We start from the raw sequence: 23,164 nt of genomic DNA on the forward strand, positions 1-23,164 counted from the left end.
CCGGCGGTCTCGCGGGAAGTCAGGCAAAAACGTTGACGGCGCGGGCGATCACCAGCCCGAGGATGAGAAGGGAGAGGAGGGCCTGGACGCTCATGACGATCTTGGCCCAGGGGACCAGCGGCATGACGTCGGTCGGGCTGAAGGCGGTCGCGTTGGTGAACCCGAGGTAGAGGTAGTCGATGAAGCGGGGGCGCCAGCCGGCCGGTGCCAGTTCGGGGTTGAGCTGCTGAGGGAAGGCGAGTGCCGGGGTGGGAGGCATGTGATGGGCGCGGGCGGCGGGCCCGCCGCCGTCGAGCTCGTAGTACAGCAGTGAGAAGGCCAGGACGGTGCACACCCACACCGTGCCGCCGCTCTGCAACAGGCTCGAGGCCGAGCCGGTCTCCCGGCCGCCGTGGATGAGGTCGTCGACCAAATGGACGGTCGACCAGACAGCACTGAGCGAAAGGACTCCGACCAAGGTGATGGAGACCGCGCGCAGGAAGGCGGATCGCCGGTCGATCCGGCCCGGGTCCCCCGCGATGAGCGCCAGCATGAGCAGTCCCTCGATGACCGGGAAGACCCAACGAGGCGCCACACGAAAGCTGTCGGGGAGCAGCACGGTCAGCACGATCGCAGCGAGGACGGCCGCGGCCATGGGCCAGCGGGATTCGCCGAACGCCTCCGGCGGATCCTGGCGCTCGGCCGGCTCTGGAGACTGATGTCTGGTCACGTGGCGGGCCCTTGCAGTCGTCGTCCGTCGCACCGCCCCGGGACAACCGCGACGGGCGACGCGCGCGGGGTCGGGCGACAGGGAGGTGTTCGTGATCGGTGGTCGTCTCGCCTCTGGCCGGATTTCTGTCCGGGTGCAACGACCGTCCGAGATCAGGACTTGTGGGTCGGGACGACGTTCTCCAGTGGCTCTCCAGCGAGGTGGTGCAGGATCTGGGTGCGGATCAGCCGGAATGCCCGTGGCAGAAAGGCCGAGCTGTTGCCCCCGACGTGCGGGCTGATGAGTGTGTGGGGTGCGTGCCACAGCGGATGGCCGGGCGGGAGAGGCTCTGGGTCGGTGACGTCCAGGGCGGCGTGCAGTCTGCCGGACGTGAGTTCGGCGAGCAGCGCGTCGTTGTCCACGACAGCGCCTCTGGAGACGTTCACCAGCAGGGACTGATCCGGCATGAGGGCGAGGAATCGCGCGTCGACCAGGCCGCGCGTCTCTTCGGTCAGGGGGACCGTGAGGATCACGACGTCGGCTCGGGGCAGGAGTTCGGGTAGCCCGGCGAGCGGGTGTACGGGGCCGCGCGGGGTCGAGCGGGCTCTGCGGGCGACTCGCAGGACGGCGCACTCGAAGGGGGTGATCCGGTCCTCGATCGCGGCGGCGATGGAGCCGTAGCCGATGAGCAGGACCGTACGGTCGGCCAGCGCGGGACGGTAGCCGGTCCGCCACTCCTCGACGTCCTGGCCACGCACGAAGTCGGGGATGCCCCGGAGCGACGCGAGAGCGAGCGACACGGCCAGTTCGGCGGTGCTGGTGTCATGAACGCCCCTGGCGTTGCAGAGTGTGACGCCGGCGGGAACGAATTCCGCGAGGTCGTCGACGCCGGCCGAGAGGGACTGGACGACTCGCAGCCGTGGCGCGCTCGCGAGGACGGGTACGGCAGCATCCGTGCGGCCGTAGGGGACGACCAGGAATTCCACCGTGGCGAGGCTCTCCGCGTCCGGCGGGCCGCCGGCGCCGTCCCACACCATGACGGGCAGATCATCGGGCATGCCGCGCACATCCGATGCCGGATACGGCAACAGGAACCGGGCGGCGCCCTGATCAGCAGGACGGTCCGAGGAACTCACGGGTCGAACCTAGACCATTCGCCACAAATGATCGGCGCGGACTCGACGGACTTCGTCTCTGTTCGGCGAACTCGGAGGTCGGCCGAGGTCCGGGTGCTCGTGCGCGGCCCCGGCAACCATCCCCGTCGCGACCGTCGCCCCCACGGCCGGAAGCCCCGGTCGCTGTCCGCCGGGGATCCTGCGTGGCGCGTGGGTGAGGTGGGGGTTCGTGCCGGGCTTGATGGGTGATGTTCGCGCGGGTCGAAGCCGCTCGGGGCGCCGGGAGGGCGGGGGCGGCTGATACTCCCGCCATGAGATCAGCCCGCGCCACGTCACGGTCGCGCCTTGCCGCCGTCACCGTCCTCGCCGCACTCATCGCCCTGAGCTCGCCCGTCACGGCCGCCGGGGGCGCGGTGGGTGATGGGGGGCATCGTGAGGGGTGCGTCAGTTCTCGGGTGCCCGAGCGTGGGCCTGCCCGGGACGTGGTGCGGATCGCCGAGCAGGCGCAGGCGGAGATGGGGCTCAAGTCCGTCATCCTGCGGGTCACCGCCGGGGGCCGCGAGGTCGTCACCAGCGCGCTCGGCGAGTCGATGACCGGGGTCCCGGCCGAGCCCGCGATGCACTTCCGGAACGGCAACATCGCGATCAGCTACATGGGCACGGCGCTGCTGCGGCTCGTCGACCAGGGGCGGGTCGGTCTGGACGACACCGTCGCGCGCTGGCTGCCCGATCTCGAGGGCGGCGAGCGCATCACCCTGCGGATGCTGGGGGCCTCCACCACCGGTCTCGTCGACTACGTCCCGCTGCCCGAGTTCCAGCAGGCGGTCACCGCGAACCCGTTCCGCCACTGGACGGCCGACGAGCTGGTGGCCCTCGCCGCCGGCAAGCCGCGATGGTACGAACCCGGTACCAACTGGAGCTACTCGCACGCCAACTTCGTCCTCCTCGGCGATGCCCTGGAGAAGATCACCGGGACCCGGCTGGACGTCCTGCTCCAGCGGGAGGTGCTGCGGCCGCTCGGACTCCGCGAGACCCGTAACAACTTCACGCCCGACATTCCCGAGCCCGTCCTGCACGCCTTCGACGCCGACCGGGGGATCTACGAGGAGTCCACCTTCTGGAATCCCTCGTGGACCACCGCCCCCGGAGCGGTGCAGACCACCGACATCTGCGACCTGGCCCGCTCCGCGGCCGGTATCGGCTCGGGCGAGCTGCTCTCGCCCGCCGGCCACCGAGAGCTGCTGAACCCGGGGACGGTCGGCCTGGGCCGGCCCACCTCCACGTGCCCGGCCACGGTCTGTCTCCCGAACACCGCGGCAACCCACTACGGCATGGGCGTGCTCGTCCTCGGTGACTGGATCGCCCAGCATCCGCTGTTCTTCGGCTACTCCGCCTCGCAGGCCTACCTCCCGTCCGAGCGCCTGGCCATCGCGGTCTCGACCACGGAAGGCCCCACCGCCCAGGACGGACACTCCGCCCACGTGATCGCCCAGCGCATCGCCGCCGCCCTCGCCCCCGACCACCCCGTCCCCGACTTCGGCTGACCGCGCCGCCGCCCCCGCCCCCGCCCCCGCCCCCGCCCCCGTGAGGACCGGAGCCGATGCGCCGGACGGGTACTTCGGGGGCGTTCGTGGATGCGGTGCGGCCTCGGGCTCGGGGGGAGTCGGTAGCTTCCTGATCCGGCGCGCTCACCCGTGGGCGGCCCCGAGACGAGGAGAGCGGCGTGTCCCGACCTGTCACCGTGGGAGTGGACGGATCCGAAGGCAGCGTGGCGGCGTTGGACTGGGCCGCCGACGAGGCGGGGCTGCGCGGTGGCGGGCTGCGGCTCGTGTACGCCACGCTGTGGGCGCAGCACCAGTTGGCGGCCATGAAGGTGTCCCACGAGGACCGGGCCGGTGAGGCGGAGAGCGTGATCTCCGCGACCGAGCAGCGTGCGCGGGCCCGGCGGCCCGACGTCGTCCTGAGCGCGGAGGAGATCGAGGACGCCCCCGCCCAGGTGCTGCTCGCCGCCGCCTCCGAGGCGGACATGCTCGTCGTGGGTTCGCACGGGCTCGGCAGCGTCCGCGGTTTCGTCGTCGGATCCGTGGGCCAGGAGGTCGTCGCCGACGCGAAGCGTCCCGTGGTGCTCGTGCGCCCGGGGTACGAGCACAGTGGCCGGCAGCGGGTGGTGCTCGGCCTCGACGTGGCCGAGGTGACGCCGGAACTGCTCGACTTCGCCTTCGACTTCGCCGGGCGCCACGACGTCCCCCTGGAGATCGTCAACACCTGGCACACCTCCTTCCACCGGCACCATGGAGCGGACGACGAGGCGGGGACGGCGGCGGCGCTCTCGGAGGCGGTGCGTCCCTTCCGGGAGAAGTTCCCGGCGGTACGGGTGTCCGAGGTGTCCGCTCCCGGACGGGCGGCCGAGCACCTCGTCGACGCCGCGTCGGACGCGCGTCTCCTGGTCGTCGGCAGGCGCCGGGCCGCCAGGGGCTCCCACCTCGGATCCGTCACCCACGCCGTGATCCACCACGCGCCCTGCCCCGTGGCCGTCGTGCCGCACTCCTGACCCGGCATCACGAGCCGTACGCCCCGAGGCGGTCCGTCGCGGCCGGTTGACCCCGTGCGCCCGCGAGGGGTGTACTCGCGGCATGGACGAGGTGGGGGACGCGCCCGAGGGCGATGTGTCGGGCGGGGTCATGACGGCACAGCGGTACGTGGACAGCAGGTTGACGCAGTATCAGGAGTGGTACGACCTCAAGGCCACGCGGATGAAGGCCATGCACCTGCGCATGCGCACCCTCGCCGTCGTCGGCGGGGCGCTCGTGCCCGTGCTCGTCAACCTCGACATGGGGTTCGCGAAGATGACAGCCACCGTCCTCAGCCTCGTCGTCGTGGCGTCGGTGTCGCTCGAGAGCGTTTACCGGTACCGGGAGCAGTGGAAGAACTACCGGTCGACCGAGCAACTGCTCGGCCACGAGCGGGTCTACTTCGCCGCACGGGTCGGGCCGTACCACAACCTCTCCGACCGCGAGTGCTTCACGACCCTGGTCGCCCGCGTCGAGAAGGCCATCGCCAGCGAGAACGCGGCGACCCTCAACGTCATGACCCTCGGCGGGCAGGTCAACGCCGACGTCCAGCAGCAGGGCGGCGTCCCCGCCGCCCGGCAGGAGGCCAAGGGCGCGTGAGTCTGCGTGTCACGGTTCTCGGGTCCGCCACGCCCCACCCGCGGCCCGGGAATCCCTGTTCCGGGTATCTCGTCGACGGCGGTGGCGCCCGCGTGTGGGTGGACGCCGGCAGCGGCTCGCTCGGGGAGTTGCAGCGGTACGCCGGGCTCGGGGAGATCGACGCCGTGTGGATCTCCCATCTGCACGCCGACCACTGCGCGGACCTGCTCACGGCCTACTACGGGCTCCTGTACGCCGACATCCGGCTCGACGCGCCCGTCCCCCTCTTCGGGCCGCCCGGGATCGCCGAACGGCTCGCCGGCTTCCTGACCAACGGCCCGCGTCGCAGTCCCGTCGAGGACGCCTTCGCCGTCGAGGAGCTGTACGACGGCCATGAGGCGCGCGTGGGGGGACTCCGTCTGCTCGCGCGGGGAGTCGAGCACGGTGGGCTGGCCGCCTTCGGCCTGCGGGTCGAGGACCCGGAGGGGCTCCGGATCGCCTACTCCGGCGACTGTGAGCCGTGCCCGGCGGTCGTCGAACTCGCCCGGGACTGCGAGCTCTTCCTCTGCGAGGCCGACGGGGAGGGGCCCGGGCACCACTCCGCCGAGCAGGCGGGGCGGACGGCCGCCGCCGCCCGTGTCGGCAGGCTGGTCGTCACCCATGTCGGGCCCGGGACCGAGCCCGAGCACGCGGTGGCCGGCGCGGGACGGGTGTTCGAGGGGGAGGTCGCCTACGCCGCGCCCGGTGCCGTGTTCGGCGCTACGCGTCGAAGTCGTACTCCAGGACGTACGACGCCGAGTCCAGCGTCATCTCGTTGAGCTCCACCGCGACTCCCTTCGCCGTGAAGGCCGTACGGCCGATCAGGATCACCGGCGTTCCGAACTCCAGGGAGAGGCGGGTGGATTCGTCGGCCGTGGGCATCCGGCAGCGGATCTCCTCACGGAAGTGGACCGGCTGGTGGCCGAGTTCGGCCAGTCGGGCGTAGGTGCCGCCCGGGCCCGTGTCCGGCGTGGCGATCGGGGTGTCCTCGGCGAGGTCCGCCGGGAGGTACGAGACCGAGAGCAGGACCGGCTTGTCGTCCAGGACGAAGCGGCGGCTGCGGACGCAGACCGGGGCGTCGGCCGGCAGGCCGAGGGCCGCGGCGACCCGGGCGTCCGCCGGCTCCCGGCCGACCTCGATCTGGTCCACCACCAGCGCACGGTCCTCGATGTCCGCCGACCAGACCGAGCGGCCCGTGCCCCAGTGGTCCTGCGCGAGCCGGGGGATGCCCCGCCGGCGCAGCGGCCGGAAGGTACGGACGAAGACCCCCGCGCCCTTGCGGGCCTCGGCCAGGCCCTCGGTGCGCAGGACGGAGAGTGCCTGGCGGGCCGTCATCCTGGCCACCTCGTACGTGGTCATCAGATCGTTCTCGCCGGGGAGCCGGTCGCCGGGGGCGAAGGCGCCTGACTGGATGGCGGTTCTCAACTCGTCGGCGATGCGCTGGTACTTGGGCCGACGACCGCTGTCCTGGTCAGTCATGGGTGGACCACTCCCTTCGTCTGCGGGACACCCTACGGCGCGCTCCGACCAGGTGATGCACGCCTGTGCGCCGACCTGTGCGAGTGATCCATCCATCGGGGGACTTCTCTAGAGATACGTTGACAGAGGGGAGCGGTCGGGTTTCTCTGGGTGTATCTCTAGAGAACTGGAATTCCGGGACGGAGGGGATTCGTGCAACCACTGCCCGAGGTCGGTGACCTCGTACGCGATACCGCCACCGGGCGGGTCGGCTTCTACCTGGACAGCGTCGCCGGCCGGTTTCTGATCCGGCCCGTCAACGGCGGTCGCGAGTGGGAGGCCGAACCCGGCGACGTCCAGCTCGCCACGCCCATGAGGGAGCTGCGGGCCCGCGCCGCCGAGATCAACGCACGGAGCAGGCGCGGCATCGGGAGCTGATCCCCGGGCGCGAGGATCCATCCCCGGGCACGCCGGGCACGCCGGGCGCGCCGGGTCCGCCCCTGCGCCACGCGGGACCGTGGCTCGCGCTCGGGCGCCGGGCGTTGTCAGTGGGGCGCGCGACACTGGAGACATGTGCCGCAGCATCAAGACTCTCCGACCGCCGGTTCTGCCCGAAGAGGCGACCGAGGACGACATCCACGCCGCCGCCCTGCAGTACGTCCGCAAGGTGTCCGGGTTCCACAGACCGGCCGCGCACAACGTCGAGGTGTTCGACCAAGCCGTGGACGAGATCGCCGCGGCGACCGCCCGGCTTCTCGACGGACTCGAGGTGCGCGGGCTCAGGAAGCCGGCGCGGGAGCCGCAGCCGGACGCCGTATGACATAGGCCGCCAGGGCGCCCGCCAGGAACAGTGCGAGGACGGAGACCCCCGCGCTGAACCAGGTCGCGCCCAGCCACAGCCCGCCGAACCAGCCGAGCGCCACGCTGTAGCCCGCCCAGGCCACCCCCGCCAGCGCCGACCACGGCAGGAAGTCCGCGATCCGGCGCCGCGCCGCGCCCGCGCCCAGGGAGACCACCGAGCGGCCGGCCGGGGCGAAGCGCGCGATCACCACGAGCGCGCCGCCGCCGCGTGCGAGGGCCACGCCGAGACGTTCCTGCGCGCGGGTCAGCCGGCGCGAGCGGGCGATCGCCCGGTCCAGCCGGGCCCCGCCCCTCCAGGCCAGCCGGTACGCGACGAAGTCGCCGAGCACGGAGGCGGTGGCCGCGCAGAGGAGGAGGGGGAGGACGGAGGGTACGTCGGGGGAGGCCGCGGTGGCGGTCGCCGCCGCCGTCGCGGCCGTGATCACCAGGACCCCGCTCGGCAGCACCGGCAGGAAGACGTCGAGCAGTACCGACGTGGCCACCGCCGCGTAGATCCACGGGCCTGCGGTCAGTGACTGCAGTGACCCCATGCTGTCGAGCACGTTCACAGCGCTAGAGCGTACGCGGGGGCGGGAAGCGAAAACCGGCAGGGGCCGGAAATCGCCACGGCGATCCCCGGCCCCTGCCCGTTCGGCCGCAGGTCGGGTGTGCGGCTTACGCTCCGACCGGCTCGCGCCGGTTCTCGCTCCGGTCCTCGCTCCGTCCCTGGGGCCGCTCACCCTCCCGCTCCGTGCGGGCGCCGAAGAGCCGGTCGAGAGCCAGGGCGCCGGGGCCGGTGAAGACGAGCAGCAGGAACGCCCAGCAGAAGAGCGCGGCACTCTCGCCGCTGTTCTGGAGCGGGAAGAGCCCCTCGGGCTGGTGGACCTTGAAGTACGCGTACGCCATCGAGCCGGAGGCGAGGAGAGCGGCGGTACGGGTGCCCAGGCCGACGGCCACGAGGGCGCCGCCGACGAGCTGGATCACGGCCGCGTACCAGCCGGGCCAGGTGCCGGCCGGGACGGTGCCACCGCCGACGGCACCGCCGAGCACGCCGAAGAGCGAGGCGGCGCCGTGGCAGGCGAAGAGCAGACCGATGACGAAGCGGAACAGCCCGAGCGCGTACGGCTGGGCCTGCTCTACGCGGTTGGCCAGGGGATTCATGGGGGTGTGACTCCTTCGGTCGAGTCGGTCCCGGGGGAACGGAACGCGGGGGGACGGAACCGATGAGGACGTCAGGTTAGGCACCCCTCACTATTACTTGCAACTTCAACATTCGATCCCATGGCGATCTGTGTCGAGTGTCACGCGAGGTGCGGGCGCTCCGGCGCGTCTCCCTGTCGCGGTGTCAACTCCCGCTCAGACGGCGCTCGTCGACGGTGATGATGCGCCCGTTCGGGCGCGCCTGGGTGAGCGTCAGACGGGCGGAGCGGGCGTGGAGCGTGAGGGTCATGAGCTGGTTTCCGAACCAGGGGCCGCCCGTTCTGCGCCAGCCGATCACGGGGCGGCCCACGCGCGCGTGGCGGGCGAGAGCGCGGCCCAGGCCGCTGCCCGCGCGGCTCCACCCGAAGCGGAAGCCCAGGCGTACCGAGCGCGGAATCGCGTTGTGGAGCGGCGAGCACGTCAGCTGGACCACCCGCGCCTCGGGCCGGCGCAGGCCCGTGTCGCCCCCGGTCGGCTCGTCGGGCCAGTGCGGCTCCGCCACGTAGGCGTGGTGGACGTCCCCTGACAGGACGCACACCGTCGCCGGCGCGTCCGGTCCGCCGCCCGCCTCCGCGAGCAGCCGGGTCAGGGCCTCGAACGACGACGGGAACGCCGCCCAGTGCTCCAGGTCCGCCCGCTGCCGCAGATCCTCCGCGAACCGTGCCCAGCGCCCCTCCGGTCCGCCGCGCTCACCCCGGCACAGGGCCGCGTTCCAGGCCTCCGCTTCATGGATCAGCGGCGGCAGCAGCCAGGGCAGCGAGGTGCCGACGAGGAGATGGTCGTACGAGCCCCGGTCCGAGAGCGCCTGTTCGCGCACCCAGGCCGCCTCGGCCGGGTCCAGCATCGCCCGCGCGTCCTCCTTCAGGACCCGCCCCGCCCGGGTGTCGATCATCAGCAACCGGGTCCGGCCGAAGTCCCGGCGGTAACTCCAGCGCACACAGGCCGGCTCGGCGTCCGCCTCCGCCGCGAACCGCCGCAGCAGGTCCGTCCCGTCCGGGACGGACCGGATCTCGGCGTACAGCGGGTCGGCGGCCAGCTCGGCGGGGGAGAGGTTGCCGAGGTGCTGGTACACCCAGTACGACATCAGCCCGCTGAGCACCCGTTCGTGCCACCAGTGAGTGGCCCGCATTCCGGCCAGCCAGGCGGCGCTGGTGTTCCAGTCGTCGATGACGTCGTGGTCGTCGAAGATCATGCAGCTGGGGACGGTGGAGAGCAGCCAGCGGACCTCGGGGTCGCCCCAGGACTCGTCGTAGAGCCGGGTGTACTCCTCGTACTCCCCGACCTCCGAGCCCGGCGGGTCGCGCGGGTCCCGGCGGGCGGCGAGCCACCGGCGGGTGGCGGCCGAGGTCTCGTCGGCGTACACCTGGTCACCCAACAGCACCAGGACGTCGGGTCGTTCGACGTCGGGTTGCCCGATGTCGGGCTGTTCGCCGGCCGTGAGCCGCTTCACGAGGTGCGTGGCGAGCGTGTCCAGGGCGTCCGGGCCGACCGGGTCCCTTCCCTTCGCCGGTTTCGACGCCCAGCGGCAGGAGCCGAACGCCACCTTGATCTCGGTGTCGGCGGAGGGGGTGCGGATCGTGCTCGGGGGAAAGCGGGAGTCGACCGGCGGCCAGACCGTCCGCCCGTCGAGCCGGACCTCGTAGGCCGTCGCCGTTCCGGGGTTCAGGCCGGTCACCGGGATCAGGGCGTAGTGATGGCCCGCGATCTGGAAGGTCCGGGTGCTGCCGCCGGCGCCGGAGGCGCCATGGACCTCCGCCGTGCACGGGCGGTCGGTCTCGACCCAGATCGTCGCCGAGTCACCCGTCACCCCGTCGACGTACCGAAGTACTGGTCCGAGCCTCAGTCCCGCCGCCATCGATCTCCCCGCTCCTCCGTCGTCCCGCCCGTTCGGTAGGGAACGCCCGTACGGTACGGAACGAGGGAGGCGCGACGGAAGCGTTCTCAGCAGCCGTTAAGAACGGACTGCAGGGCGCTCTTCTCGGCGGAGTCCACGCTCAGGCCCCAGTAGTACTTCACGTGCACCCAGGCGCGGGCGTACGTGCAGCGGTACGCGGTGCGCGACGGCATCCACTCCGCGGGGTCGAGGTCACCCTTGGCCTGGTTGACGTTGTCCGTCACGGCGATGAGCTGCGGGCGGGTCAGGTCGTTGGCGAACTGCTGGCGCTTGGCGGTGGTCCACGCGTTCGCGCCCGAGCGCCAGGCCTCGGAGAGGGCCACGACGTGGTCGATGTCGAGGTCGGCGGCGGCGGTCCAGGTCGCGCCGTCGTACTCGGAGTACCAGCTGCCGCTGACGGCGGCGCAGCTGGAGTCCTGGACCACGTTCACGCCGTCGCGCTTGAGGACGACCTCGCGGGTGTTGCAGGCGCCGGACTGGGTGATCCAGTGGGGGAAGAGATCACGGCTGTAGCCGGAGGAGGAACCTTCCGCCTTGACCGTGAGGGAGGCGAGGTAGGTACGGGCGGTGGCCGCGCTGACGGGCGTGGGCATGGCCGCCTGGGCGGACGGCGCGGTGGCGAGGAGGCCGGTGACGGAGAGGGCGGTGGTGGCGGCGAGAACGGTCGCGCGACGGGCTATTCGACGCGCGTAGACGTTTGCGGCGAGCATGCGAACTCCCTTGAGGTGGGGGGACCTTGGCCGTGCCGTCCCGGGCGGTTGCCCCGTGCGTCCCGGACGGTTGCCCGGTGCGTACGGGGTGGAGTGCCCGGTGCGTGCCCGGGTGGGTGCCCGGCGGCCAGGTCATCGTGGCGGCGCCAGGTTGCGTTGGGGGGTGCGCCAGGTAACAGAGTGACGACATGGGCACGTCACATCAAGAGGTGTGACGGAACGACACTTCCGTTTCCTGGCCCTAGGGTTGGTGCGTGCTTCTGGAAGTGAACGTCACCTTTGGGGTGGTTCTCGCCGTTCTGCTCGCCGTGGCCGCGGGCGTCGTCGCGTTCGCCCGGCTCGGGCGGCCCCGCGACTCGGTGATCGCGGGTGGGCGCGCCGCGGTCCAACTCGTCGCGGTCTCGCTCGTGATCGGCTGGGTGATGCGGTATCTGCCGCTGTTGCTGGCGTTCCTGGTGGTGATGTACGGGGTGGCGGCATGGACCGCGGGCCGGCGCGTCGTGCCCGGGGCGGGGCGCGGGCGGTGGTGGGCGGGGGTGCCGATCGCGGCCGGGGTCGGACCGGTGGTCGGGACGCTGCTGCTCACGGGGCTCGTATCGGTACGGGGCGTGGCGCTCATCCCGGTCACCGGCATCCTCATCGGCGGCGCGCTGACCGCGACGGTCCTGGGCGGGAGGCGGGCGCTGGACGAGCTGGAGACGCGGCGCGGCGAGGTGGAGGCGGGGCTCGCGATCGGACTGCCGGAACGGGAGGCGCGGCTGGAGGTGGCGCGGACGGCGGCGTCGGACGCACTGCTGCCGGGGCTCGACCAGACGCGGACGGTGGGCCTCGTGACGCTGCCGGGGGCGTTCGTGGGGATGCTGCTGGGCGGTGCGTCGCCCTGGGAGGCGGGGGCGGTCCAGCTGTTCGTGCTGGTGGCGCTGATGGTGGTGCAGGCGGTGGCGGTGGCGGTGGTGCTGGAGCTGGTGGCCCGGGGAGCGGTCGCGCGGGGGTGACCGACGGGGCACTGTTTCGGGCTGGTCCCCCGTTACGTCCGAGGCGGGCGGCTCCGCCGGGTCGGGGCCGCCCGGACCGGGTGCCGCCCGGACCCGGGGCCGCCGGGTCGGGTGCGGGTTACGCGAACGTCAGGCTGAGGGTGCCGTCCTGGAGGGGCGTCAGCGTGACGGCCGTGAGGTCCTGGACGTGGACGTCCGGGGCGAAGGCCGCCGCCCGCGGGCCCACGCCCACCACGCGCATGCCCGCAGCGCGGCCCGCCTGGATGCCTGCCTCGGAGTCCTCGAAGACCACGCAGTCGGCCGGGTCGAAGCCCAGTTCCGCCGCGCCCTTGAGGAAGCCCTCCGGGTCCGGCTTGCTCGCTCCGACACACTCCGCCGTCACCCGGGTCTCCGGCATCCGCAGCCCCGCCGCGCCCATCCGGGCCCGGGCGAGCTTCGCGTCCGCCGAGGTCACGAGGGCGTGCGGGAGGCCGTCGAGGGCGGCCATGAAGGCCGGGGCGCCCGGGACCGGGACGACGCCGTCGAGGTCCGCGGTCTCCTCCGCGAGCATCACCCGGTTGTCCTCGTAGTTCTGCTCCATGGGCCGGTCCGGGAGGAGGACTGCCATCGTGGCGTACCCCTGGCGGCCGTGGACGACCTTGAGCGCCTCGTCCGGGTCGAGGCCGTGACGCTCGGCCCAGCGGCGCCAGCAGCGTTCGACGACGGCGTCCGAGTTGACGAGCGTGCCGTCCATGTCGAGGAGCAGTGCGCGGGTGGTGAGCGCGGTCATCAAGGGTCTCCAGAGGGGTGGGAGGAGAGCAGAGCGGTCCCGCCCGCCGGTCAGGGGGTGCGGGCGGGGCCACTTTGTTCCTCGACGATACAAAACGAGAGGCCTCCCGCGCCAATCCGTCCCGCATCGCGGACCCCGGGGCCCTTGCGGACCTCGGGGATCGCGGACCGCGCGGCCATGCCTCAGCCCGTGGTCACGGCCTCCAGGGACCGGCGCGTCGCCGGCCCGTACACGCCCTCCTCGTCCTCCTCGATGTCCTGCCACGACTGGTACCGCTCGACCGCGCGCCGCACCTCTCTCGTGTACTCGCCGTCGATCGGGCCGTCGTAGGCCCACACCTGTTCGAGCCGACGCTGCAACTCCGCGACCTCGGCCCCGGAGTCCCCGTAGCGCAGGGTCGGGGCCGGTGCGATCGGGGCGACCGTGGGCGTGCGGGTCGGTGCGGCGGTCGTCCGGGTGGCCGAAGGCGACGGAGGCCCGGCCGGCGCGGTGGCGGTGGTCGTGGCGGTCGCCTCCGCCGTTCGGCTGGAGGGGGACGGCGACGACGACGGTGACGCGGAACGTGAGGCGGTGGCGGATGCCGACGCCGACGCCGTGGCGGACGAGGGGGACGCGGAGGCCGGTGAGGACGGGGCCTCCGACACGGCGACGTTCTCCGAGGCGCTCGCGGTGAGCGTGGGCGCGGCCGCCCGGTCGTCCGACTCGTCCCCGTCCCCGAGCAGCCCGCCCGCGACCGCCGCCGTGGCGACCACCGCGACCGCGACCGCCGCCGCGAGCGCCACCAGCGCGCCGCGCCGGCGGGTGGCCGGGCGCTCGGGTTCGTACGGCCCGTACTCCGTGTCGTACGCGATGTCGTACGCCTCGGTCTCCGCCGCGATCCCGCTCAGGAACAGGGGCGTCGTCTCGCCCGAGCCCGGTCCCGCGACCGTCCCGGGTCCGGAGACCGGTCCCGAGGTCGCTCCCGAGCCGGAGACGGGTCCCGAAGTCGCTTCCGGTCCGGAGACGGGCCCCGGGGCGGCTCCCGAGCCCGCGGCCGGTCCCGCGACCGTCCCGGGTCCGGAGACCGGTCCCGAGGTCGCTCCCGAGCCGGAGACGGGCCCCGAAGTCGCTTCCGGTCCGGAGACGGGCCCCGGGGCGGCGGCTCCCGAGCCCGCGGCCGGTCCCGCGACCGTCCCGGGTCCGGAGACCGGTCCCGAGGCCGCTCCCGGTCCGGAGACCGTTCCCGAGGTCGCTCCCGGCCCGGAGGCCGGTTCCGCACCCGCTCCCGGGCCGGAAGTCCGTTCCGGACCCGCTCCCGGCCCGGCGACCGGCCCGGCGGCCGCTTCCGGTCGCGGCCCTGCTCCCGGCTGCGCTCCCGCTTCCGTCCCCGAACCCGCCCCCGGAGGGGCCGGGACGGACGGCGGGGCCGGCGGCGGGTTCCCCTGCTCGGCGGGTGACGGCAGCGTCACGTACGGACGGATCCGCAGCGGATCGAAGTCCTCCGCCGCCGCTATCTCCGCCTCGACACACGCGCAGCGCGGTCTGTGTACACCGCATTCAGGACAGACGTGTCCGACCACAGTTAGGCCCCTCCCCAGTTCACCTGGCAGCGATTATGCAGCCCGCCCTTGGGCCGTCGTCCTCCACCAGGGGAACAACCGTGCCCTTCCGCAGGCCATAACCGGACATTCCAATCAGGATGGGGAGGGGAACGGACCCGAGGAGATGCCCATGGCCCAGGAAGTACGCGCGGCAGACCCCAGCGGTGGCCCGGCGCCCGGGGACGGGCGGAGCCACCGCAGTGTGATGGTCGCGATCGGAGCGCTGCTGCTCGGCATGCTGCTCGCCGCACTCGACCAGACCATCGTCTCCACGGCCCTGCCGACCATCGTCAGCGAGCTCGGCGGCATGGAGCACCTGTCCTGGGTCGTCACCGCGTACATCCTCGCGTCGACCGCGGGCACGCCCTTGTGGGGCAAGCTCGGCGACCAGTACGGCCGTAAGAAACTCTTCCAGGGCGCCATCGTCATCTTCCTGGTCGGCTCCGCCCTCTGCGGCATCGCCCAGAACATGCCGCAGCTCATCGGCTTCCGTGCTCTCCAGGGCCTCGGCGGCGGTGGCCTGATGGTCCTGTCGATGGCCATCGTCGGCGACCTCGTGTCGCCCCGGGAGCGTGGCAAGTACCAAGGGCTCTTCGGTGCGGTCTTCGGAGCGAGCAGCGTCCTCGGACCGCTGCTCGGCGGGCTGTTCACCCAGCACCTCTCCTGGCGCTGGGTCTTCTACATCAACCTGCCCATCGGCATCGTTGCCCTCTTCGTGATCGCCGCCGTGCTGCACATCCCGGCCCGCTCCACCCGCCACACCATCGACTACCTCGGTACGCTCCTCATCGCCTCGGTCGCCACCTGTCTGGTCCTCGTCGCCTCCCTCGGCGGCACCACCTGGGACTGGAACTCCCCGCAGATCATCGGGCTCGCCGTCCTCGGAGCCGTGCTCCTGGTGTGGTTCGTGCGCGTCGAGGGGCGAGCCGCCGAGCCCGTCCTGCCGCTGAAGCTCTTCCGGATCCGGACCTTCACCCTCGTCTCGGTCATCAGCTTCGTGGTGGGCTTCGCGATGTTCGGCGCGCTGACCTATCTGCCGACCTTCCTCCAGGTGGTCCAGGGCGTCACCCCGACCGTTTCCGGCGTCCACATGCTGCCCATGGTCCTCGGCATGCTGATCACCTCGACCGTCTCCGGCCAGATCGTCTCCCGCACCGGGCGCTGGAAGGTCTTCCCCATCGCCGGCACCGGCATCACGGCCCTCGGACTGCTGCTGCTCAACGAGCTGACGGAGAACAGCTCGACCTGGGAGACGAGCGCCTACTTCTTCGTCTTCGGCGTCGGGCTCGGCCTCGTCATGCAGGTACTCGTCCTGGTCGTGCAGAACGCCGTCTCGTACCAGGACCTCGGGGTCGCCACCTCCGGCGCGACCTTCTTCCGCTCCATCGGAGCCTCGTTCGGCGTCGCCATCTTCGGCACGATCTTCACCCACCGGCTCAACACCAAACTCGACGCCGCCCTCGCCGGGCAGACGCTGCCGCCGGGCACCGGACCGGATCAGATCGCCGCCGACCCGCGCGCCATCTCCGAACTGCCGGCGGAGTTGCAGCAGCCGGTCGTGCACGCCTACTCGACCTCCATCACCGACGTCTTCCTCTACGCCGCGCCGGTCGTCCTCGTCGCCTTCGTCGTCGCCTGGTTCCTCAAGGAGGACAAGCTGCGCGGCTCGGTCACCGCCCCCGACGCCAGCCAGACACTCGCCTCCAACCCGGTGGAGCGCTCCTCGTACGACGAGTGCGCCCGGGCCCTGTCCGTGCTCGGCTCGCGCGAGGGGCGCAAGGCGGTCTACGAGAAGATCACCGCGAAGGCGGGGCTCGATCTGCTGCCGGCGGCGAGCTGGCTGCTGCTGAGGATCCGCCGCCACGGGACCGTGGAACCCGTCCGCCTCGCCGAGACCACCCCCGTGCCCCTACGGGCCATCACAGCGGCCTCCCGCCAGATCGAGGAACGCCGTCTGGCCCGCCGGGAGGGGCTGCAGCTTGTCCTCACAGAGGAAGGACTCGCGGCCGCGACCCAGCTGGCCAAGGCGCGCGAGGAGTCGCTCGCCGAGCTGCTCGGCGACTGGTGGGGGCCGGACCGGCCCACCGATCTCGTCCAGCTGGTGGAGGAGCTGACGGCCGAGCTGGGCGGCTCGGACGCGGAGCGGCCGTACTCGTCCGAGCCACCCCGCGACCATCACGCCTGAGCGACCGTCACGCCTGAGCGACCGTCACGCCTGAGCGACCGTCACGCGTGAGCGGCGTGAGCGGCCTGACGCCCGAGAGTCCGCCACGCCCGAGCATCCGTCACGTCCGGCACGGTCGCGCTAGAGGTCCTTGCCGTACCAGATGTCCATATAGGGGCCCTCGCAGTACGCCGGGATCTCCGCGTACCCGTGGCGCGTGTACAGGCTGCGGGCCTCGATCAGGTCCAGGCGAGTGTTGAGGACCATCCGCCGCGCGCCCAGGTCACGCGCCGCGTCCTCCAGCTTCCCCAGCAGTGCCCCGGCGCCGCCCGTGCCCCGGAAGGCGTGGCGCAGGAAGACCCGGGTCAGCTCGGCGCGGTCCTCGTCGAGGAGCAGTACGCCGCCGCAGGCGGCCGGCTTCCCCTCGTACCGGCCCACGAGGAAGTGTCCGGTCGGCGGGGCGAGCAGCTCCACGCCGTCGTTCGTCAGACCCTCGTCTATCTCCGCCCGGGTCGCCGGCCGCTTCCAGTAGCGGCTCGCGACGTCGTCGTAGTAGTCGCGGCGCAGGGCGGTCGCGTCCTCGGTGTGGACGTCCTCGGGCGCGAAGGCCCATCCCGTGGTGTGGCCGCTCACTTCGGGGAGGCCTGCTGGACGACCTCGAACGACCAGAGCGTCGAGCCGCTGGCCGCCGGCTTGGGCCGCTCGCCGGCGGCGCCGCCCTCGTGCGCGGCCTTCATGGACCCGGACATCCAGTTCTGGAAGTCCTCCTCGCTGCGCCAGCGGGTGTACACGAGGTACTGGTCGGTGCCCTCGACGGGCCGCAGCAGCTCGAACCACTCGAAACCGTCGGAGCCCTCCACGGCCCCGGCGCGCGAGGCGAACCGCTGCTCCAGGACCTCGCGCTGCTCGGCCGGGACGGTCAGTACGTTGATCTTCACGATGCTCATGAAGGGCAGGATATGACCGGCCCGGACCGGCCGTGTCACAGGACTGGTGGGTGCGTCACGACACGACGCGGGCCAGCAGCAGCCCGTCGTACCCCTTCACGCCGACCGTCTGGAACGCCGTCGCGTCCAACCGGGGTTCGCGGGAGACCAGTTCGAACATCGCGCGCGTGCCGGTGATCGCCGGGTCGTCCGTCTCCGCCTCCGCTGTGAGGATCGCGCCGCCGCGCACGACGTTGTCGACGACGATGACCGTGCCGGGACGGGAGAGCTTCAGCGCCCACGCCACGTAGTTCGGGTTGTTCACCTTGTCGGCGTCGATGAAGACGAAGTCGAACGGTCCCGCACCCTCCGTCTCCAGCTCGGCCAGGGTGTCCAGGGCCGCGCCCGTCCGGACCTCGACGACCTTCTCGAGCCCGGCGCGGGCGATGTTCGCACGGGCCACGTCCGCGTGGGTCGGGTTGTACTCCAGCGAGATCATCCGGCCGTCGGCGGGCAGCGCCCGGGCCATCCAGATGGTGCTGTAGCCGCCGAGCGTGCCGATCTCCAGGACCGAGCGCGCGCCGCACATCGTGACGAGCAGGTTCAGAAGCTTGCCCTGGTTGGGCGCGACGGCGATCTCGGGGAGTCCGGCGGCCGTGGAGTCGGCGAGCGTGGCGGCGAGCGCGTCGTCCGCCGGAGCGAGCAGGTCGGTGAAGTAGCGGTCGACGGCGGTCCATTGATCCTGGGTCATGCGGCCGAACGTACCGCAGGGCGCCGCCGCCGTACGCGGATCGCCACGACCGTCCCGCCCGCCGCGAGCAGCACGCCGGAGACCGTCAGGAGCCAGACCGGAACCCCGTCGCCGACCGTGAGCAGCCGGTCGGTGTAGATCACCTCCCGATACGGCGTGTCGGCGACCGTCCGCAGTTCGTGGTCGCCGTCGATCAGCGACGGTACGGGGAACGACTGGTCCAGGGCGGTCAGATAGACCGGGCGGCCGCCGGTGAGGGAGGCGAGGGAGTCGCGCTGCGTCCCCTCGATCTCGCCCGCGAACGTCACCTCCGGCTGATCGCCGCCGATGTCGTCGCGCGGCTCCATGCGGTGGTCGGCGAGGATGTACAGGCCGAGGGACTGCGGGGTCTTCGCCAGTCGGGAGAGCCGCATCGGGTAGACGAGCCGGTCGCTGGCGAAGCTGATCCGGAGCGGGGTCAGCTCACCCTGGAGCGCGGTGCGGGTGCCGGTGCCGGTGCCGGTGCCGGTGGCCGTACCGGTGGCGTCGGGAGCGAGCCGTACCGCTACGTACTCCCACTTCTGCTCGACGTACGGCGTCAGTTCGGTCGCCAGTCGCTCGGGGAGCGCGAAACCGTTCTTCTCCAGCCAGCCGCTCAGCGCCTCGGGGTCGGTGGCGGTCAGCCGCGCCACGTCGAAGGGGCCGAGCCGCTCGCGCCCGACGACACCGACGTCCGAACCGGCGCTCCCGGGCGCGGCGGCCCCGGCGCCGTCCGATTCGCCGAGGTCGAAGGGCCAGTCGTCGCCGCGCGGCCAGAAGTAGTACCGGTCCTCGTGCGCGGGCCGGGTGAGGTCCTCCAGCGCGTCGAAGAGCGCCGCGTCGCCGAGCGTCACGTCCGCCCGGCCGGGTACGGGCATGATCCAGGCCGCCCGCTCGGCGTCCCCGCGCACGGTGAAGCGCATGACGATCTGTTCCGTACGGCCGTCCCAGCGCACGGCCGAGGTCTCCCGGTCGACGCCGATCCGCTGGTTACGGTCCGGGATCATCGCGCCGCAGCCGCAGGCGTACGCCGGTGCGATCAGCGAGCCGAGCTGGAGCGCGAGCAGCGCGACGATCATGGCCAGAATCCTGTGTGTCCCCCGCATGTGCCGTCAGACGCGGCAGGCGAGGTGCCGGTTCCGGGTGCGAAAGCCGCGGAGCGGGACGGGAGGCGGGAGACGGGGGCTCTGGGCGTAGGGGGATGGAGCCCCCGCCTTCCGGTCTGTCAGGAGCGTCTTCCGGCCGCGTCCTCGAGGTGCGGCCGTCAGGAGCCGACCCGGACCCGCAACTCCTTGATCCCGTTCAGCCACGCCGCCCGCAGCCGCCGCGGCTCGCCCACGAGGGTCAGATCGGGCAGCACGTCCGCGAGCGCGTTGAAGATCAGATCGATCTCGTTGATCGCGAGCGACTTCCCGAGGCAGAAGTGCGGTCCGCCGCCGCCGAAGCCGAGATGCGGGTTCGGGTCGCGCGTGATGTCGAAGGTCTCGGGGTTCTCGAAGACCTCGGGGTCGTTGTTGGCGGAGGAGTAGAAGAGTCCGACCCGGTCGCCCCGCCGGATCTTCTGGCCGCCGATCTCGGTGTCCTGGGTGGCGGTGCGCTGGAAGGAGACCACGGGGGTCGCCCAGCGCACGATCTCCTCGGCGGCGGTCGCCGGCCGCTCCCGCTTGTAGAGCTCCCACTCCTCGGGGTGGGTGAGGAAGGCGTGCATGCCGTGGCTGATGGCGTTGCGGGTGGTCTCGTTGCCGGCCACCGCGAGCAGCAGCACGAAGAAGCCGAACTCGTCGGAGGAGAGGTTGCCCTGGCCCTCGGCGGCGACGAGCTGGGTCACGATGTCCTTGGCCGGGCACTCCTTGCGCTCGGCGGCCAGGTTCATCGAGTAGCCGATGAGCTCCATGGCGGCCTCGGCGCCGATCTCCTCGGTGATGGCGTACTCGGGATCGTCGTACGCGACCATCTTGTTGGACCAGTCGAAGATCCGGGCACGGTCCTCCTGCGGTACGCCGATGAGTTCGGCGATCGCCTGCAGCGGCAGCTCGACGGCGACCTGGGTGACGAAGTCGAAGGAGCCGTCGGTGCCGGCGTTCCGCTTCGCCTCCTCGACGATCTTCCGGGCGCGCTCGCGCAGGGCGTTCTCCAGGGTCCGGATCGCGCGGGGGGTGAAGCCGCGCTGGACGATCTGGCGGACGCGGGTGTGCTCCGGCGGGTCCATGTTGAGCATGATCAGCTTCTGGACCTCGATCTGGTCCCTGGTGATGTGCTCGTTGAAGCGGATGACGGCCGTGTTCTCGGTGGAGGAGAACAACTCCGGGTGCGTGGAGACGTACTTGACGTCGGCGTGTCGGGTGACGGCCCAGTAGCCCTCGTCGTCGAAGCCCGTGATGCCGCGCGGCTGGGGGCACCACCAGACGGGTGCCGTCTGCCGCAGCGACGCGAACTCCGGGAAGGGTATGCGGCTCTGGAGCAGATCGGGATCGGTGGCGTCGAACCCTTCGGGGAGGTGAGGGCAGGGCATCGGCAACACACTCCATGTCTGGGACACACGTGCCGGACGGCGTGCCTGGCGGCATGTCCGGGCGGGTATGTCTGACGGCATGCTTGACGGAACGCCTGAAGTCTGACGGCCCATCAGAAGATGCCCGCAAGGTAGTAACGGGTTCTACAAGTCGCAAGGCATGCGACGGGAACTGTTGCCTGTGATCGGCGCACGCGGGTGCGTGCACGACCCTTGCGTACCGGCGGTAGCAGTCATAAGACTTCACTCAGAACTAGAACGCGTACTAGTTCCCCGTACCGCCCCCGTCGCGGAGTGCCGGGACACCCCGCCCGGGCGAGGAGAGGACGAGCTCATGGCCGCGGAACCCGTCATCGTCGAAGCAGTACGCACCCCCATCGGCAAGCGTGGAGGCGCGCTCGCCAATCTCCACCCCGCCTACCTCCTGGGCGAGACCTACCGTGAACTCCTCGGCCGCACCGGCATCCACGCCGACTGCGTCGAACAGATCGTCGGCGGTACCGTCACCCACGCCGGCGAGCAGTCCATGAACCCCGCGCGCAACGCCTGGCTCACCATGGGTCTTCCCTACGAGACCGCCGCCACCACCGTCGACTGTCAGTGCGGTTCCTCGCAGCAGGCGAGTCACATGGTCGCCAACATGATCGCCTCGGGCGTCATCGACATCGGCATCAGCTGCGGTGTCGAGGCCATGTCGCGCGTCCCGCTCGGCTCGGGATCCAAGCACGGGCCCGGAAAGCCCTGGCCGGACGAGTGGAACGTCGACCTGCCCAACCAGTTCGAGGCCGCCGAGCGCATCGCCCGGCACCGCGGTCTGACCCGCGAGCGGGTCGACTCCCTCGGTCTGTTCTCCCAGGAGCGGGCGGCGATCGCCTGGTCCGAGGAGCGGTTCAAGCGCGAGACCTTCGCCGTCCAGGTCCCGACCACCGAGGAGGAGCAGGCCGCGGGCCAGGGCATGTGGCGGCTCGTCGACCGCGACGAGGGGCTGCGCGACACCAGCATGGAGGCGCTCGCCCGGCTCAAGCCCGTCATGCCGACCGCCGTCCACACCGCCGGGAACTCCTCCCAGATCTCCGACGGGGCGTGCGCGCTGATGTGGGCGTCCAAGCGGATGGCCCGCGCCCTCAAGCTCAGGCCCCGCGCCCGGATCGTCGCCCAGGCCCTCGTCGGATCCGACCCGCACTTCCACCTGGACGGGCCGATCGACGCGACGCGCGCCGTGCTCGGCAAGGCGGGGATGTCGCTCAAGGACATCGACGTCGTCGAGATCAACGAGGCCTTCGCCTCGGTCGTCCTGAGCTGGGCGCAGGTCTTCGACCAGGACCTCGACAAGGTCAACGTCAACGGCGGCGCCATCGCGCTCGGGCATCCGGTGGGTGCGACCGGGGCGCGTCTGATCACCACGGCCCTGCACGAGCTGGAGCGTACGGACAAGGAATTCGCCCTGATCACGATGTGCGCCGGCGGGGCGCTGGCGACCGGCACGATCATCCAGCGGCTGTAGGGCGGGGCGGGGGAGCCATGGCCGCCGGGCGGCCCGGGGGCCGGCCGGCTGAGCGGCCGGCCGGGCTGGTCGCTCCAAAAACGCCGCAGGCCCCGCCCCTCCGTGAGGAGGGCGGGGCCTTGCGGGTGCGCGGCTGCCTGCGGCTGGGGGGTGACTCTTAGTACCAGCCGTTGGCCTGCCAGAACGCCCAGGCGGCGTTCGGGGAGCCGTAGCGCTCGTTCATGTAGTTGAGGCCCCACTTGATCTGGGTGGCCGGGTTGGTCTTCCAGTCCGAGCCGGCCGAAGACATCTTCGAGGCCGGGAGGGCCTGGACCAGGCCGTAGGCGCCGCTGGACGAGTTGGTGGCGGAGGGGTTCCAGCCGGACTCGTGAGAGACGATCTTGCTGAAGGCCTGGTACTGCGAAGCCGGAACGATCTTCTTCGCGATCTCCTGCGGGGTCGCGGCCGAGGCCGTGGACGTCGTGCCGAGAACCGCACCCGAGGCGCCGAGCAGCACGGCTGCGGTGGCGGCGAAGGTCTTCTTGCGGGACGAGACACGAGTGGAGAGCGAGCGGAACACGAATCGACCTAACGTCGGGGACATGGGGCGCGCCGGGCGTTTTCGGCAAGCCGGAACCAGAGCCCGGGGAACCCGGATCCTGCGGGGAATCGGCCTGTCCGAGGCGCTGCGCTGAACGCTGCTTGCCTGGCGACGTCCACCAGACAAGCAGGCCTCGGAAGCCCTCGCAACGACCCCCTGTACGAAGCGGAGTCGGATCCGCGCCGAACGGCCCGGGGGCGGGGGCCCGGGCGTTATCGCAGGTCAAGGTGGTCTATGGGGGGATTTGGGAGGGTCTGAACCCTCTCCTATTC

At 71.8% G+C, this 23,164-nt stretch carries 24 protein-coding genes; 9 read left to right on the top strand and 15 right to left on the bottom strand.

Annotation, left to right across the window (positions count from 1 at the left end):
* Positions 1-19 precede the first annotated feature (19 nt).
* Both ACZ3OF_RS06660 and ACZ3OF_RS06665 read right to left on the bottom strand, forming a co-directional pair.
* A complete protein-coding gene (locus ACZ3OF_RS06660) occupies positions 20-709 on the bottom strand; it encodes a hypothetical protein (protein ID WP_361674909.1) in 690 nt (229 codons plus the stop codon).
* A 152-nt stretch (positions 710-861) separates the two neighbouring features.
* Positions 862-1,746, bottom strand: a complete 885-nt coding sequence (locus ACZ3OF_RS06665) for a 2-hydroxyacid dehydrogenase (protein ID WP_467303208.1) — start codon at positions 1,744-1,746, stop codon at positions 862-864.
* A 368-nt stretch (positions 1,747-2,114) separates the two neighbouring features.
* On the opposite strand from ACZ3OF_RS06665, the gene ACZ3OF_RS06670 reads away from it, so the two are divergent.
* The 4 genes from ACZ3OF_RS06670 to ACZ3OF_RS06685 all read left to right on the top strand — a co-directional run bounded on the left by ACZ3OF_RS06670 (position 2,115) and on the right by ACZ3OF_RS06685 (position 5,770).
* A complete protein-coding gene (locus tag ACZ3OF_RS06670; protein ID WP_467303210.1) occupies positions 2,115-3,347 on the top strand; it encodes a serine hydrolase domain-containing protein in 1,233 nt (410 codons plus the stop codon).
* A gap of 179 nt (positions 3,348-3,526) precedes the next feature.
* Positions 3,527-4,354 carry a universal stress protein gene (locus ACZ3OF_RS06675; protein WP_467303212.1) on the top strand — a complete coding sequence of 276 codons (828 nt, stop codon included), beginning with the start codon at positions 3,527-3,529 and terminating at the stop codon, positions 4,352-4,354.
* An 82-nt stretch (positions 4,355-4,436) separates the two neighbouring features.
* Positions 4,437-4,973 carry a DUF4231 domain-containing protein gene (locus ACZ3OF_RS06680; RefSeq protein WP_361674915.1) on the top strand — a complete coding sequence of 179 codons (537 nt, stop codon included), beginning with the start codon at positions 4,437-4,439 and terminating at the stop codon, positions 4,971-4,973.
* Positions 4,970-5,770, top strand: a complete 801-nt coding sequence (locus tag ACZ3OF_RS06685; protein ID WP_361674917.1) for an MBL fold metallo-hydrolase — start codon at positions 4,970-4,972, stop codon at positions 5,768-5,770. Before ACZ3OF_RS06680 ends, ACZ3OF_RS06685 begins: the two co-directional genes overlap by 4 nt.
* Here ACZ3OF_RS06685 and ACZ3OF_RS06690 read toward each other — a convergent pair.
* Entirely contained in the window at positions 5,712-6,470 is a 759-nt protein-coding gene (locus tag ACZ3OF_RS06690; protein ID WP_467303215.1) for a GntR family transcriptional regulator, read from the bottom strand. The two genes, ACZ3OF_RS06685 and ACZ3OF_RS06690, sit on opposite strands and share 59 nt — an antisense overlap.
* Positions 6,471-6,662: 192 nt before the next feature.
* On the opposite strand from ACZ3OF_RS06690, the gene ACZ3OF_RS06695 reads away from it, so the two are divergent.
* Both ACZ3OF_RS06695 and ACZ3OF_RS06700 read left to right on the top strand, forming a co-directional pair.
* Positions 6,663-6,887 carry a hypothetical protein gene (locus ACZ3OF_RS06695; RefSeq protein WP_361674921.1) on the top strand — a complete coding sequence of 75 codons (225 nt, stop codon included), beginning with the start codon at positions 6,663-6,665 and terminating at the stop codon, positions 6,885-6,887.
* A 133-nt stretch (positions 6,888-7,020) separates the two neighbouring features.
* Complete coding sequence (locus ACZ3OF_RS06700; protein ID WP_361674923.1) at positions 7,021-7,269, top strand: DUF2277 domain-containing protein; 249 nt, start codon at positions 7,021-7,023, stop codon at positions 7,267-7,269.
* On the opposite strand, the gene ACZ3OF_RS06705 is transcribed toward ACZ3OF_RS06700, so the two are convergent.
* The 4 genes from ACZ3OF_RS06705 to ACZ3OF_RS06720 form a co-directional block, all read right to left on the bottom strand.
* Positions 7,229-7,840 (bottom strand): DedA family protein, encoded by a 612-nt coding sequence (locus tag ACZ3OF_RS06705; RefSeq protein ID WP_467303803.1) that lies wholly within the window; start codon positions 7,838-7,840, stop codon positions 7,229-7,231. The two genes, ACZ3OF_RS06700 and ACZ3OF_RS06705, sit on opposite strands and share 41 nt — an antisense overlap.
* Positions 7,841-7,964: 124 nt before the next feature.
* Positions 7,965-8,450, bottom strand: a complete 486-nt coding sequence (locus tag ACZ3OF_RS06710) for a DoxX family protein (protein ID WP_467303217.1) — start codon at positions 8,448-8,450, stop codon at positions 7,965-7,967.
* A gap of 184 nt (positions 8,451-8,634) precedes the next feature.
* A complete protein-coding gene (locus tag ACZ3OF_RS06715; RefSeq protein WP_467303220.1) occupies positions 8,635-10,344 on the bottom strand; it encodes an alkaline phosphatase D family protein in 1,710 nt (569 codons plus the stop codon).
* An 86-nt stretch (positions 10,345-10,430) separates the two neighbouring features.
* Positions 10,431-11,093, bottom strand: coding sequence for an HNH endonuclease family protein (locus ACZ3OF_RS06720; RefSeq protein WP_361674927.1), 663 nt, complete (start codon positions 11,091-11,093; stop codon positions 10,431-10,433).
* 254 nt (positions 11,094-11,347) lie between these two features.
* Here ACZ3OF_RS06720 and ACZ3OF_RS06725 point away from each other — a divergent pair, with 254 nt between their 5' ends.
* Positions 11,348-12,088 (top strand): ABC transporter permease, encoded by a 741-nt coding sequence (locus ACZ3OF_RS06725; protein WP_467303222.1) that lies wholly within the window; start codon positions 11,348-11,350, stop codon positions 12,086-12,088.
* A gap of 118 nt (positions 12,089-12,206) precedes the next feature.
* Here ACZ3OF_RS06725 and ACZ3OF_RS06730 read toward each other — a convergent pair whose 3' ends face one another.
* Together ACZ3OF_RS06730 and ACZ3OF_RS06735 are read right to left on the bottom strand one after the other, a co-directional pair.
* Positions 12,207-12,857: an HAD-IA family hydrolase gene (locus ACZ3OF_RS06730; protein WP_467303223.1), complete on the bottom strand. Its 651-nt coding sequence runs from the start codon at positions 12,855-12,857 to the stop codon at positions 12,207-12,209.
* Positions 12,858-13,039: 182 nt separating this feature from the next.
* Positions 13,040-14,305 carry a peptidoglycan-binding domain-containing protein gene (locus ACZ3OF_RS06735; RefSeq protein ID WP_467303225.1) on the bottom strand — a complete coding sequence of 422 codons (1,266 nt, stop codon included), beginning with the start codon at positions 14,303-14,305 and terminating at the stop codon, positions 13,040-13,042.
* A gap of 262 nt (positions 14,306-14,567) precedes the next feature.
* On the opposite strand from ACZ3OF_RS06735, the gene ACZ3OF_RS06740 reads away from it, so the two are divergent.
* Positions 14,568-16,622, top strand: a complete 2,055-nt coding sequence (locus tag ACZ3OF_RS06740) for an MDR family MFS transporter (protein WP_361674934.1) — start codon at positions 14,568-14,570, stop codon at positions 16,620-16,622.
* A gap of 120 nt (positions 16,623-16,742) precedes the next feature.
* Here ACZ3OF_RS06740 and ACZ3OF_RS06745 read toward each other — a convergent pair whose 3' ends face one another.
* The 5 genes from ACZ3OF_RS06745 to ACZ3OF_RS06765 all read right to left on the bottom strand — a co-directional run bounded on the left by ACZ3OF_RS06745 (position 16,743) and on the right by ACZ3OF_RS06765 (position 20,808).
* Entirely contained in the window at positions 16,743-17,234 is a 492-nt protein-coding gene (locus ACZ3OF_RS06745) for a GNAT family N-acetyltransferase (protein WP_467303228.1), read from the bottom strand.
* Positions 17,231-17,548 carry an antibiotic biosynthesis monooxygenase family protein gene (locus tag ACZ3OF_RS06750; RefSeq protein ID WP_361674938.1) on the bottom strand — a complete coding sequence of 106 codons (318 nt, stop codon included), beginning with the start codon at positions 17,546-17,548 and terminating at the stop codon, positions 17,231-17,233. The genes ACZ3OF_RS06745 and ACZ3OF_RS06750 overlap by 4 nt, the downstream gene beginning before the upstream one ends.
* Before the next feature lie 55 nt (positions 17,549-17,603).
* Positions 17,604-18,278, bottom strand: coding sequence for an O-methyltransferase (locus tag ACZ3OF_RS06755; protein ID WP_361674940.1), 675 nt, complete (start codon positions 18,276-18,278; stop codon positions 17,604-17,606).
* Positions 18,275-19,375: a DUF2330 domain-containing protein gene (locus ACZ3OF_RS06760; RefSeq protein WP_361674941.1), complete on the bottom strand. Its 1,101-nt coding sequence runs from the start codon at positions 19,373-19,375 to the stop codon at positions 18,275-18,277. The genes ACZ3OF_RS06755 and ACZ3OF_RS06760 overlap by 4 nt, the downstream gene beginning before the upstream one ends.
* Before the next feature lie 185 nt (positions 19,376-19,560).
* Positions 19,561-20,808, bottom strand: a complete 1,248-nt coding sequence (locus tag ACZ3OF_RS06765) for a cytochrome P450 (RefSeq protein WP_361647670.1) — start codon at positions 20,806-20,808, stop codon at positions 19,561-19,563.
* Between the two features lie 334 nt (positions 20,809-21,142).
* Between ACZ3OF_RS06765 and ACZ3OF_RS06770 the strand changes: the two genes are divergently transcribed.
* Positions 21,143-22,312: a steroid 3-ketoacyl-CoA thiolase gene (locus ACZ3OF_RS06770; RefSeq protein ID WP_467303234.1), complete on the top strand. Its 1,170-nt coding sequence runs from the start codon at positions 21,143-21,145 to the stop codon at positions 22,310-22,312.
* Positions 22,313-22,469: 157 nt separating this feature from the next.
* Here ACZ3OF_RS06770 and ACZ3OF_RS06775 read toward each other — a convergent pair whose 3' ends face one another.
* Positions 22,470-22,871, bottom strand: coding sequence for an aggregation-promoting factor C-terminal-like domain-containing protein (locus ACZ3OF_RS06775; RefSeq protein ID WP_361593586.1), 402 nt, complete (start codon positions 22,869-22,871; stop codon positions 22,470-22,472).
* Positions 22,872-23,164: the final 293 nt, after the last annotated feature.

This window comes from Streptomyces sp. NPDC022552, from assembly GCF_055561875.1.

Coding starts and splice junctions, on each gene's coding strand:
- ACZ3OF_RS06710 (WP_467303217.1), bottom strand. CDS start 8,450: ATGAATCCCCTGGCCAACCGCGTAGAGCAGGCCCAGCCGTACGCGCTC.
- ACZ3OF_RS06720 (WP_361674927.1), bottom strand. CDS start 11,093: ATGCTCGCCGCAAACGTCTACGCGCGTCGAATAGCCCGTCGCGCGACC.
- ACZ3OF_RS06770 (WP_467303234.1), top strand. CDS start 21,143: ATGGCCGCGGAACCCGTCATCGTCGAAGCAGTACGCACCCCCATCGGC.
- ACZ3OF_RS06690 (WP_467303215.1), bottom strand. CDS start 6,470: ATGACTGACCAGGACAGCGGTCGTCGGCCCAAGTACCAGCGCATCGCC.
- ACZ3OF_RS06670 (WP_467303210.1), top strand. CDS start 2,115: ATGAGATCAGCCCGCGCCACGTCACGGTCGCGCCTTGCCGCCGTCACC.
- ACZ3OF_RS06665 (WP_467303208.1), bottom strand. CDS start 1,746: ATGCCCGATGATCTGCCCGTCATGGTGTGGGACGGCGCCGGCGGCCCG.
- ACZ3OF_RS06730 (WP_467303223.1), bottom strand. CDS start 12,857: ATGACCGCGCTCACCACCCGCGCACTGCTCCTCGACATGGACGGCACG.
- ACZ3OF_RS06765 (WP_361647670.1), bottom strand. CDS start 20,808: ATGCCCTGCCCTCACCTCCCCGAAGGGTTCGACGCCACCGATCCCGAT.
- ACZ3OF_RS06750 (WP_361674938.1), bottom strand. CDS start 17,548: ATGAGCATCGTGAAGATCAACGTACTGACCGTCCCGGCCGAGCAGCGC.
- ACZ3OF_RS06760 (WP_361674941.1), bottom strand. CDS start 19,375: ATGATCGTCGCGCTGCTCGCGCTCCAGCTCGGCTCGCTGATCGCACCG.
- ACZ3OF_RS06740 (WP_361674934.1), top strand. CDS start 14,568: ATGGCCCAGGAAGTACGCGCGGCAGACCCCAGCGGTGGCCCGGCGCCC.
- ACZ3OF_RS06700 (WP_361674923.1), top strand. CDS start 7,021: ATGTGCCGCAGCATCAAGACTCTCCGACCGCCGGTTCTGCCCGAAGAG.
- ACZ3OF_RS06705 (WP_467303803.1), bottom strand. CDS start 7,840: ATGGGGTCACTGCAGTCACTGACCGCAGGCCCGTGGATCTACGCGGCG.
- ACZ3OF_RS06755 (WP_361674940.1), bottom strand. CDS start 18,278: ATGACCCAGGATCAATGGACCGCCGTCGACCGCTACTTCACCGACCTG.
- ACZ3OF_RS06715 (WP_467303220.1), bottom strand. CDS start 10,344: ATGGCGGCGGGACTGAGGCTCGGACCAGTACTTCGGTACGTCGACGGG.
- ACZ3OF_RS06680 (WP_361674915.1), top strand. CDS start 4,437: ATGGACGAGGTGGGGGACGCGCCCGAGGGCGATGTGTCGGGCGGGGTC.